Raw genomic sequence first — 11,956 nt, 5'->3', positions numbered from 1 at the left:
GTACGATCCGTCGCTCGTCTCGTCGCGAAAATGGCGCGCCGCGCGGCGCGGCCGGTCCTCGGGCGCCCCGACCAGTTGGCGCAGCTCGTCGAGCTGATCGCTGGGGATCTTGCCGATCAGGTCGGTGATGAACAGCCCGACACCCTCGACCTCCGACCCGGCGCCCTGCGTGATGCGCAGGTTGGCACCGCTCTCGAGCAGGCGCTTGAGCTCTTCGGGTGAAATGGGCACGGCGCCGCCCTGCCCGTCATCCGGCTCCTGCGACAACTCGAGCGGCAGGTCCAGCGGCGCCGGGGGCGGCTCGGCGCCGGAGTTGGCGGTCTGCACCCACGGGGCCTGGCTGGCCGGCGTATCGTCCTCGTCGCCGTACTGATCGAGCAACGCATCGCCGGTGATCTTGTCGAGCAGGAAGCCGTCGAGCTCGCGGTCGTTCTCGACGTACGCCGGCTGCAGCCTGGCCAGCGCGCCGGCCAGCGCTTCGGCCGCCTGCATCGAATCCTGCACCGTCGCGCTCGGCGCGGCCAGCGGTGCGACGACGCGCGCGATCAGCCCGGCAGCCTCCTCGTCGACCCATTCGGGCAGCGGGCCGGGCACCGCGCCGCGCAGAATCAGCAGGAAGACCGCGTCGAGCCGCTGGGCGCGCGACTGAGCCGCCGCCTCGGCCCAGCGCGCCAGGACATGGTCGGCGACCCAGCGCCCTTCACCCACCAGGCCGCGGTAGTCGGCGCAGAGGCGATGATGGATGCGGACGCCCTCGGCAAGCAGAAAGAGCTCCTCGACCGCCTCGGGGCGCTCCGGCGCAGTGAGGTAGCGCAGCAGCGCGCCGCCAGGCGGGGCGTCCGGATCCTCGACGCCACCGACTGAGCCGAAGGCATACGTGCCGAACTCGCGCCGCCCGGCGAGCTGCGCGGCGAGGAAACGATAGACGCGCAGGTTGTCCTCGTGCGTGGGCAACTGGTCGATGCGCAGCGGCAGGGCGATCTCGTTCTCGGCCGGACATTCCTCCAGCGGCGGGCGCAGGCGCAGGGCGTCGAGCGCGCGCAGGTTCGCCGGCGCGCCGCTGAGCATCTGGACGTATTTGCGCAGCAGGCCCTGCACTTCTTCGAGCGTGGCGGCGGTCGAGGTCGCGTGCAGGATCTTCAGGCTGGTGCGCGACTCCAGGGCGAAGTACGCCATCCCAGCATCGTGGTTGTCGCGCGCCAGCGCCAGGCCGCTGGCAAACCAGGCGCGCACCTGCGGCGGCTCCGCCTCCTCGTACACGCGCGGCAACGAGCGCAGCGCTGCGACGACCGCATCGGGACATGCCGCGGCCAGCGTGTCGACCTGCGCGAGCGCCTCGAGGGCGTGCGCAGCCGGCACCTGGCGCAGCAGCACACCGGCGACCGGCGCCAGATCCGCGGCGGCGCCGGCCAACCGCTTCCCGGTGCGCCAGAGAACGCCCAGCAGCGCCGTGCGCTGGGGGCCGTCGAGGCCGGCCAGCGAGGCCGGCAGGTCGCGGTAGAACGCAAACGCCTCCTTCGCTGCCATCGGCGCCAGGCTCAGCGTCGTGCGCAGGAACAGCGCCTGGTCCTCGGCGCTCCAGTCCTTCACCGCGCGATCGAGATGGCCGAAGAAGTCGCGTTCCTTGATGGCGGGATAGAGCGCGGCCGCCGCGCCCGCCCAGAGCTGGTAGGCGGTGGCGTGGAGGGCGGCGGTCGCCTGCGGCGCGGACGCGAAGTAGGCCTGCGCCAGGAACTCTCCCTGCCAGCCGTGTTGGCCGTACAGGCCGCGGCCGACGTCGACCCACGGCCGCAAGCGCGCCAGGCCGCCGGGTTTGCGCAGCAGCGGCGCGGTGCCGCGAAAGAAGAGCGCCGCCAGCTTCGCAGAGGTCGACGCCAGTTCGCGCCCCAGGGCCACCCAGGCGGCGGCAGTCTCGACCCCGCCGCGGCCGAAACCGGCCGGTGCGAGGTTGAAGAACGCCATGGCGCCGTCGCGGCAGACGGGCTCGCTGACCGCCAGCGCCGTACCGAGCTCGACCCAGCGTGCGAAGCCGTCGGCGCCGAAGGTCGTCCACGCGGCGGCCGCGCGGCGATAGTAGCGTTGGGCGAGCACGGCGGAGATCGCCGCCAGGCCATCCCCCGCTTGCAGCAGCTGGTGGTGCACGGGGCTGCCCAACGCATGGGCGTCGGCGTGCGCGGCGGCCCCGCTCGGATCGTCGAGCAGATGGCTACCGAGCCAGACGCTGCGCAGGGTGCTCACGACGCCGGGTCCTCGCCGCGCGTGCCGCCGTGGTGCCGTTGCGGCGCGCCCGGCGCGCGCACGCTCAGGCCCCGAAGATCGAGCTCGCCAGCTCGTCGATCGCGCGCTGACTCTCGAGATCGTCGGTCAGCGACTTGCTCACCGAGACCTCGCAGGCGCGACGCGGCGACACGCCCTGGCGAATCAACTGGCCGGCGTAGACCAGCAGCCGGGTGCTGACGCCTTCCTCGAGCCCGCTCGCCTTCAGGTGGCGCACCTTCTCGCCGAGCTTGGCGAGATCCATGGCGATGTCGAGCGAGGCGCCGCTCTCGTGCGCGATGACCTGCGCTTCCTTGTCGCGCGGCGGGTAGTCGAAGACGATGGTGACGAAGCGCTGGCGGGTCGAGTGCTTCAGGTCCTTCAACACGCTCTGGTAGCCCGGGTTGTAGGAGATCACCAGCAGGAAATCCGGATGCGCCTCGATGATCTCGCCGCGCTTATCGATCGGCAGGATGCGGCGGTGGTCGGTGAGCGGATGGATGAGGACGGTGGTGTCCTTGCGCGCTTCGACGATCTCGTCCAGGTAGCAGAAGGCTCCGCAGCGCACGGCCTGGGTGAGCGGGCCATCGACCCACACCGTGTCGTCGCCCTTGATCAGGTAGCGGCCGACCAGGTCGCTGCCGGTGAGGTCCTCGTGGCAGGCGACCGTGATCAGGTTGCCGGCGATCGGGTGCTCGTCGCGCCCGCGCAGTCGGTGCGCCATGTGCTCGACGAAGCGGGTCTTGCCGCACCCGGTCGGTCCCTTGAGCAGCACCGGCAAGCGGCACGCATAGGCCGCCTCGAACAGGCTGACCTCGTCGCCGACCGGGAGATAGTAGGGCTGTTCGCTCACGCGCGATGACCACCGACTGGCTGGTGCATACTATGGTGGGTGGGAGCGGGGAAGGCCCCGCTCCGGTCACTCGCTGACGGTATCCATGACGCGGCCGTCGGCGGCATCGACCAGCTCGACTTGAATCGCCGCCGTCGACTGGTGCTTTTCCTTGCTCGCCCGCACCCCGGTGCGGATGCGCTCGGTGAACTTGTCGCGCGCCACCGGCGGCATGCCGTCCATCGGGAACTGGCGCAGGATGATGCGGACGTGGGTGTCGTCCGGCCAGTCGATGCGATCGAGCTTCGGTCCGACGATCGGGTGACCGCGAAACACCGCCTCGACGTCACCGCGCAAGGTGCCGCCGGCGCTGCCGCCACCGGCGGGGGCCGCCGCCGGTGCGGGCGGTGGCTCGCCTTTGAGACGCGCCAGCAGCAGGTCGACGCGTTGGCGCGTGGCATCGTCGGCCGCCACTTCGCGGGCGCGTTGCAGCGCCGCCAGCGCCATGTCGCTGTCGCCCGCGGCCCGGTAGGCGATCGCGAGGTTGAACTGGGCCTGAAAGAACTTCGGATCGACGGCGAGGACCGCCTGATACGTCTTGAGCGCCGCCTCGACCTGTTGCGTCGAGAGCTGCATCGTCCCGAGGTCCGTCTGGATGCTCAGATCGTCCGGCTTCACTTTCAGATAGCGCTGGTAGTAGTCGGTGGCGCGTTGCGGGTCGTTCTGGTCGTACGCGATGTTACCCAGCGCGCGCAGGGCATCGAGGTTCTCGGGCTCGACCTCGATGATATGCGTGTAGGTCGCCAGCGCGGCGGTGAGATAGCTCGGGTCGACCTGGCCGGCGCGGTACTGGACGAACCCGAGCTGGCGCCAGGCCTCCATGTCGTCCGGCTTCTCCTTCGCCAGCTCGTCCATGCGCGCGATCACCTTGCGCACGTCCTCCGGCACTTCGACCGGCGGATGCCCATCCGGCACTTCGACCGGCGGATGCCCCTCCGGCATTCCCGCGGCGGGTCCCGGCGCGCCGCCGGCCGCGGCGCGCGGCGGTGGCGCGTTGGGTGGGGCCTCCGCCTGCTTGCCGAGGATCACCGTCACCGCGCCGGCGACCAGGACGACGGCGAGCACGACGAGCGGGGCGAAGCGGTCGACGCGCCAGCCGCGCGCCGCGCTGCGCGCCGTTGCCATCGCCGCCTGGCCGCACTCGGCGCAGAAGCGGGCGTCGGGCAGCAGCTTGGCGCCGCATTGCGAACAGAACAGACTGGTCATTGGCGGGTTCCGGCGAGCACGAACGTCCTAACAACTCGGCTGCGCGCTGCCAACCGGACCCACCTTTGGACCGAGCTGAATATCCGTGTACAGTCCGAGGTCGAAGTCGGAGGAGGTCACAGACCAACCATGCGATCCCGGTGGATAACCCTGACCGTTCTGGCGGCGAGCCTGCTGCCATTCAGCTCGTGTACGTGCCACCAGCAGACGCCCGAGCCGCCGGCGAAACCGGCCGAGCGCGCCGGGGGTTTCGGTGTCAAGGCCGCGACGCGGCGGCCCCTCGAGTTGCCGCCGGTGGCCGAGCTTTCACCGGTTGGGGCGCTGGCACCCACCAACCCACCGGAAGTGCCGCCAGGCGAGGGCAAGGAAGTGAGCGTGCCCGACAGCTTCCCGTCCGACGTGCCGCTGCCCGAGGGGTCCGAGGTGGTCGCGGTGCAGGATCTGGCCAACAACGCCCACAACGTCGTCTTCTCGGCCGAGGGCGACCCCAAGAAGATCTTCAACTTCTATAAGGACACGCTGACCAAGAAGGACTGGAACGTCACCCAGGAATACGAGGGCAAGGAACAGTCGTTCCTGACCTTCAAGAAGGACAAGACCGTGACCAACATGGTTGTCACCACTGACCCGAAGACCGGCAAGCGGGTCGTCGCGATCATGTACTATGATGAAGAACCCCTGCCGTTCCCCGAGTTCTGACCGGCGACCGCTACCGGCCGGGGGGACGAGGTGAGGTGGTCGGGGTGAAATCGATCGACCGGCGCTGCCGTTGCATCGCCGCAGTCGTGACCTGCGCGCTGCTGGCAGCGGTACGCGCCGGGGCAACGACCGTCGTGCCGATGGACGAGCGCGATCTCGCCGCGGTGTCGGCTGGCGCGGTCGTCGGGCGCGTCGAATCGGTCGCTGCGCTGCGCGAGCCGCGTTCGAACGCCATCTATACCGACGTCGCCATTCGCCTGTCCGAAGTCGTCTTCGGCCAGATCGACGGCGATACACTCATCCTCCGCGAACTGGGCGGGCGCGTCGGCGGCACCGCGCAGTGGATCCACGGCGGCCCGGAGTATCGGGTTGGCGAGGACGTCCTCGTCTTCCTCAGCCAACGCCCGGACGGCACGCTGCGCACCACCGCGCTGGGCATGGGAAAGTACCGCATCGAGTCGGACGGCAGGCAGCTGCGCGCCCGGCGCGAGATGGGAGCCAACATGACCGTGCTCGACCCGCAGACGGGCGAGGCGGTCGAGGCGCCACGCGACGACGTACCGTTGCGTCAGTTGATGCGGCGCATCCGTCGCGCCGCGCCCGGTGCACCAACCGCGCCGATTCGGTTGCGGCCCTTGCCGCCGATCGATGCAGCCGACGTGTCGCCGCCGGCCTTCACCCTGTTGCGACCGTTCTCACGCTGGTTCGAGCCCGACGAAGGGCTTCCAATTGATTTCAAGATCGATCCGCTCGGCGACGAAACCCTGGGACCCGAGGTATCGATCGCCGCCGTCGAAGCGGCCCTGGCCGCGTGGACGGCGGTCGCCGCTTCACCGCTCGAGCTGCGCCATGTCGGCGATGCCGACGCCGCCCCCTTTCCCACCTGCCCGGGCGAGAACCGGATCCTGTTCAACGACCCCTTCGGCGAATTCGACAATCCGCGGGAGTGCCGCGGCGTCCTTGCCATCGGCGGCGGTTGCGAGACGGAGGAAAGGCGCGAGGTGAACGGTACAAGCTTCCAGCGCCTCAACGCCGGCAAGCTCACCTTCAACGATGGGTGGGGCGGTTGCGCGGTCTGGACCGCCTGCAGCCTGGCCGAAATCGCCACCCACGAGCTTGGCCACACGCTCGGACTGGGGCATTCCACAGACAAGACCGCCACCATGGCCGAACAGGCGCACTTCGACGGACGCTGCGCCAGTCTGCGCGCCGACGACGAAGCCGCAGTCGAATTCGTGTATCCGATCCCACCCACCGTGACCCCGACCTCCACCTACACTCGTACTCCCGCACCGACCTCCACGGCGACGCGGACCGGCACGATCACCCGCACACCGTCCCGCACCACCACCCCGTCCCGCACCACCACTCCAACGCGTACGGCAACCCCCACCCGCACGAACACCGCCACTCGCACCCGCCCGATCACCCGAACCCCGACCGCGCCAAGCCCGACCAACAGTGGCAGCCCCACGTTGTCAGCCACCCCGACCGTACCCCCAACGTCGACCCCCTCGGCGCCTTCGACCCCGAGCCCTACCCCGACCTCGACTCCGGTCGCCGGTTCCTGGTTCGATCTGCTCCTCAACGCCCTGCGCCACGTGCTTGCCAGCAGCGGCGGTGCGGCCTAGCGCCGCTGCACGAACCAGCCCACCTACCGCGCCCCGAATATAAGCCGGAGCGCGCGCCGGCATCACCCGGATTGATTCGCAAATCCGGTGACTTGCGATTCGCTGTGCCAAGTCGCCAGGGGATGAAGAAATCGTCCCTTGTAGCAAAAATTTCGTGTTGACTTGGCCGTGCAGCGGCGGCAGCGTCTTAATTGTGAGATGGGATTCAGCGCTGCTGCGCAGCTGCGGCCGCGAGAGTTCGAAGCGGGGACGGAGAGCCGCCTGAGAGAGATCGCCGCCACGCCAGGCGCTGGCAACCCATCCACAGGCCGCGTCCCACCGCATTGAGTCAGCCGGCGGCTCCGCTGGCTGACATCAGCTCGACCCACCAAGACCAGTCAAGCTTCCCTCCGACCGACCCCCAAGCATGCTCGCCCTGCAGACGACGACCTATTGGTCGCCTTTTTTTGCGCCGCTCAGCTCGGTCGGGGCATGCACTCCCCCGATGAGTGGCACTGCAATCCTGAGACCAAGCCACACAGAATCTTTTGTCGGGACTCGCATCGGCCAATTCCCGAAGTCGTGCGTCAGTCAGGTGACGAAGCGTCACTTTTCTGAGCCAGCCGGGAGCGTTGGCCGCTCCGGAACACCAGTAGGCGGAATGTGATGATGTCGATGGAAAGCGGAACCCGACCTTCGTACCTTCGCCGGCTGTGGGCGCGCCTGATTGTTCTCGCGCTCGTGGGACCGGCGCTGGCGCAACCCGCCAGCGGGTTGACCAGCATGCTGGTCGACGACTTTTCTCAGGCGACGGTGACCGCCTTCCCGCCCGGGGTTGTGCAGTCATCGGTGGGCTTCACCACGGTGGTCGAGCCGCTGCCGCTGCCCGGTGTGATGGGAGGAATCCGCGAGCTCCGCGTACAGGCCACGGCGATCGGGCCCAACGATTCGGTCACCGCCGGCGTGTTCACGCCCTTCACCCGGGTCGAGTATTCGTCGAGCGTCGCCGCCGATGGCCGCATCGCGCTCACCTACGATGCCGGCGGCCAGGGCCTCGGCGGCGGCGCCGGCGTCGATCTGTCGACCTTCGCCGGCCTGCGCCTGCGCTTCGAGGCCGTCGACGCGGCCGCCGTGCCCGCGGTCGTCCGGCTCGAGCTCACCGACTCGCTGAACCGTCTCGGCTTCGTCACCACGACGATGACCACCAGCGGCGCGCAGAGCGTCGAGCTGCCGTTCCAGAACGGTGCATTCGCCGGGATCGATCTCGCGCATGTCACGGCGATCAAACTCGCCGTCAATCCGGGCGTCGCCGGCGACCTGCGCTTCGACTTCATCGAGGTGTTCCCCATCGAGATCCCGACGCCGACGCCGACCGCAACGGCGACCAGTACCGGCACCGCAACGAACACCGCCACGCCGACGGCCACGCGCACCTCGACCGCCACCGCCAGCGCAACCAGCACCGCCACGTTCACTCAGACACCAACGGCGACATCGACCGTCACGCACACCCCGACCCATACCGGGACCGTTACACAGACACCGACGGCGACCTTCACCCAGACGCCGACCATCACACAGACACCGACGGCCACCCCCACACACACCGGCACCCAGACCCCGACAGCGACCTCGACCAACACGCAGACGCCGACAGCCACTCCGACGCACACCGGCACCGTCACCCAGACCCCGACCGCCACGCCGACCCATACCGGCACGGTCACCCAAACCCCGACGGCGACCTTCACCAACACCCCGACCGCGACCGCCACCAACACGCAGACGCCGACGGCCACTCCCACTCACACCGGCACCGTCACCCAGACCCCGACCGCGACCTTCACCACCACGCAGACGCCGACGACCACCCCCACGCACACCGGCACCGTCACCCAGACCCCAACCGCCACGCCGACCCATACCGGGACGGCCACCCAAACCCCGACGGCGACCTTCACCAGCACCCCGACCGCGACCTTCACCAATACGCCGACCCCGACGGCCACCCCCACGCACACCGGCACCGTCACTCAGACCCCAACTGCCACGCCGACCCATACCGGCACGGTCACCCAAACCCCGACGGCGACCTTCACCAGCACCCCGACCGCGACCTTCACCAACACGCCGACCCCGACGGCCACCCCCACGCACACCGGCACCGTCACCCAAACCCCGACGGCGACCTTCACCCACACCCCCACGGCGACGCCGAGCAAGACCGGCACGGCGACGGCGACGCCCACATCGACGCCCACGCTGACGCTGACCAGCACGGCCACCGCCACACGCACCAGCACCAGCACGGCGACCAGGACATCCACGCCGACCAACACCAAGACCGGTACACCGACATCGACACCGACCCAGACCAGCACCCCGGGCGAGGCCTGCGCCACCGGCACGCCGACGCAGGGCCCGACCGTGAGCTTCACCCCCGCAGCCGGCTGTAGCGCCACCCCGTCGGCCGGGACGTTGACCGCCAGTATGAGCACCGTCAACGGGAGCACCGTCGTGCAGTTCACCAACACGTCGGCAACCTGCAGTTACCCCGTCGGCCTCGCGGTCTACAAGAAGTACGACGAGGACATCGACCACCAGGAGATCTTCGACTATGTCCTCGGCGTCGTCCCGGCCAACTCGACCCTCACCCTGACGGTCGACAATCCGCCCTGCGCCTACCAGGCGGATGCATTCTACGGCGACCTGCTGCTCTCCTTCGCCAACGGCGTGCGTTACGGTTCGCGTCTGCTGGCCTATTTCCACGGCGGCTCAACCAGCTACTGCAGCCTGCAGTGCGTGACGCCGGTCCCGACCTGGACCAGCACCCCGACCAAGACGGCGACGCCCACCAAGACGCCCACCGACACCAAGACGCCGACGCCGACCAATACCCCGGTCAACACCACGACGGCGACCGCGAGCAAGACCCCGGTCAACACCACGACAGCGACCGCCACCAAAACGCCGGTCAACACAGCGACGCCCACCGCGACGCCGACGCCCTCCTCCACATTCACGCGCACGCCGACACAGACCGGCACGGCCACCAACACGCACACCCCGACCAAGACCGCCACGGTGAGCGCGACACCGAGCCAGACGCCGACATCGACCCGCACCTTCACGGCGACGCCGAGCACCACGCCAACGCCGTCGCCCGGTACCGGCGAGAGCTGCACGGCGGCGACGCCGACCCGCATCGCCACGCCGGCCTCCACGCCGCGCGGCGGGTGCTCGTCGACACCGCCCGCGGGGGTCCTCAGCGCCACGATCACCACCGGCGGCAGCTCGGTTCAGACGGTGATCACCAACACCTCGTCGACCTGCAGCTACCCGGTCGGCCTGGCGATCTACAAGAAGTACGACGAGGTGATCGACAACCAGGAGTTGTTCAACTATCGCCTCGGCGTCGTCGGCCCCAACTCGACGCTGACGCTGACCGTCACTCCGCCGCCCTGCAAGTACCAGGTCGACGCATTCTACGGCAGCCTCATCCAGTCCTTCGCCAACGGCGTGCGCTACGACGCCCGCCTGCTGAAGGCCGTGCACGCCGGCAGCGCGTCCTACTGCTCGCTGCAGTGCGTGACACCGGTGCCGACCTGGACTCGAACCCCGGTGAGCACGTCGACGCGCACGCCGACGGCGACCTTCACCCCTCCCCCTACCGCCACAAAGACGCGCACCATCACGCCGACCTTCACCCCGACGCCGACACCGCGGCACTGCGTCGGCGTCGACGAATCGGTCTGCACTGCCGATCGCATGAAGATCGTGCTCCTGAACGGGGCGGGCGTGTACGACGGCACCAACACCACGTTCACCTGGACCGTGTGCGGCAAACCGAGCTACTGCCCGGGCTCGACGTACAAGGATCTGAGCCACTTCACCGTCGACCTCGGCGGACTGGCGGCCTGCGGTGGATTCGACATCGTCGACAGCGGCACCACCGACGGCTACGAGACCAACGATCCCACCTGCTCGCTCACCGGCGGCAGCGGCAGCGAGATCAAGTGGGACTTCTCGCTCGCATCCGGCCAATGCAAGACCATCGGGCTGAAGCTCGCAGGCGAGGTCGGCACCGGCCCGCTGCTCTTCGGGACGAAGAGCGGCACAACCTGCCAGCTCACGAACGGCCTGGGCCCCTCGTGCGACGATTGCGCCGGCACGATCATCGCGCCATGAGCTGAACTCGGTCTCGGGCAACCGCTATGGCGCAAAGTCGCGGTGGCGGCGGCCCGGTGTTTTGTGCTACTCACCGCCTGTCTGTGAGCCAGAGCGCGCCCGGGGTACCCGCCCCTGGGTCGCGGTTGGGCGGCACGAGGAGGGGTGATGGCGCGCATTGCACGCAAACGCTGGACCGGGATCGTCGTTGCGACGATCCTTCTCCATACCGCCGTCGCCCCCGCCGCCGAAGCGCCGATCGACCTGTTCACCGATGCGTCGGCCGCCACCCTGTACGTGCAGAACGTCAACGTGGCGCGCACGATGGTCGGTACGACGGTGCGCGTCGACCCGAACCTCGCCGGGGTGATCGGCCAGGTGCGACAGCTCGACGTCATCCTGAACGCGATTGACGCCGGCGACTTCCTGACGGCCGGCATCGCACCGATGCCCGTCTCGTTGTTCGACTACATCACGTCGTCGACCGCCGAGGGTGCGGCCGAGCTGACGTTCGACGCCGACGGCAGCGGACTCAACGCCTACCTGGCCTTCGCGCAAGGCATCGAAGTGCTGATCCTCGGCGCCGATCTCGCAGCGGTTGCGCCGCCGGGGCTCGGCATCACCGTGACGCTGACCGACGGCAATATGAACACGGCGTCGAGCACGCAAACCGTGCTCATGGCAGTGATGATGACGCCACTGCCGTTGCAGTTCGCCTTCGCCGACTTCGCCGGGGTCGACCCCGCGAACCTGTTCAGCATCAAGGTGGCGATCACCCCGCAGGTCGCCGGCGACGTGCGTCTCGACTACATCCAGACCTACGGCACGCCGCTCGACGAGACCATCTGCGACGACGGTCTCGACAACAACAACAACGGCTTCATCGATTGTGCGGATCAGAACTGCCTGCTCTTCCCCGGTTGCGCCAACCAGGCCCCCGCCCTGTCTCCGACGGCGATGGGCATCGCGCTCGGGATGCTGTCCCTCATCGCGCTGGGCGGCTTCCGCCGCCTGCGCCGCGCCCGCACCCGCTGAGAGCGCTCGAGACCGGGCGCCTGCTGTGCGCCCGCGCCCGTCGCTGCCTTCGACAGTACGATTGCGCGCGGCACGTCACCCGATAGTGGGA

General features: G+C 69.1%; 7 protein-coding genes. 4 read left to right on the top strand and 3 right to left on the bottom strand.

Annotated elements, in window-relative coordinates:
• The 3 genes from ACRDUX_RS05275 to ACRDUX_RS05265 form a co-directional block, all read right to left on the bottom strand.
• On the bottom strand, window positions 1-2,238 hold a 2,238-nt coding region (locus ACRDUX_RS05275), incomplete at its 3' end, for a hypothetical protein (RefSeq protein WP_526411694.1).
• Between the two features lie 64 nt (window positions 2,239-2,302).
• Window positions 2,303-3,109 carry an AAA family ATPase gene (locus ACRDUX_RS05270; RefSeq protein ID WP_526411692.1) on the bottom strand — a complete coding sequence of 269 codons (807 nt, stop codon included), beginning with the start codon at window positions 3,107-3,109 and terminating at the stop codon, window positions 2,303-2,305.
• Between the two features lie 66 nt (window positions 3,110-3,175).
• On the bottom strand, window positions 3,176-4,354 hold the full coding sequence (locus ACRDUX_RS05265) for a tetratricopeptide repeat protein (RefSeq protein WP_526411690.1): 1,179 nt from the start codon (window positions 4,352-4,354) through the stop codon (window positions 3,176-3,178).
• A gap of 129 nt (window positions 4,355-4,483) precedes the next feature.
• Between ACRDUX_RS05265 and ACRDUX_RS05260 the strand changes: the two genes are divergently transcribed.
• The 4 genes from ACRDUX_RS05260 (at window position 4,484) to ACRDUX_RS05245 (ending at window position 11,865) form a co-directional block, all read left to right on the top strand.
• On the top strand, window positions 4,484-5,053 hold the full coding sequence (locus ACRDUX_RS05260; protein WP_526411688.1) for a hypothetical protein: 570 nt from the start codon (window positions 4,484-4,486) through the stop codon (window positions 5,051-5,053).
• A 44-nt stretch (window positions 5,054-5,097) separates the two neighbouring features.
• Window positions 5,098-6,684, top strand: a complete 1,587-nt coding sequence (locus ACRDUX_RS05255) for a matrixin family metalloprotease (RefSeq protein ID WP_526411686.1) — start codon at window positions 5,098-5,100, stop codon at window positions 6,682-6,684.
• 720 nt (window positions 6,685-7,404) lie between these two features.
• On the top strand, window positions 7,405-10,851 hold the full coding sequence (locus ACRDUX_RS05250; RefSeq protein ID WP_526411684.1) for a hypothetical protein: 3,447 nt from the start codon (window positions 7,405-7,407) through the stop codon (window positions 10,849-10,851).
• A 147-nt stretch (window positions 10,852-10,998) separates the two neighbouring features.
• The gene (locus ACRDUX_RS05245; protein ID WP_526411682.1) at window positions 10,999-11,865 is read left to right on the top strand and encodes a hypothetical protein; all 867 of its coding nucleotides are present in this window, start codon (window positions 10,999-11,001) and stop codon (window positions 11,863-11,865) included.
• The last annotated feature ends 91 nt before the right edge of the window (window positions 11,866-11,956 follow it).

The organism is Mycobacterium sp. (assembly GCF_050701675.1).
Lineage (GTDB): Bacteria > Actinomycetota > Actinomycetes > Mycobacteriales > Mycobacteriaceae > Mycobacterium.
Note: the sequence above shows the minus strand (reverse complement) of the source record. Positions and strands in the feature narration are given on the sequence as shown.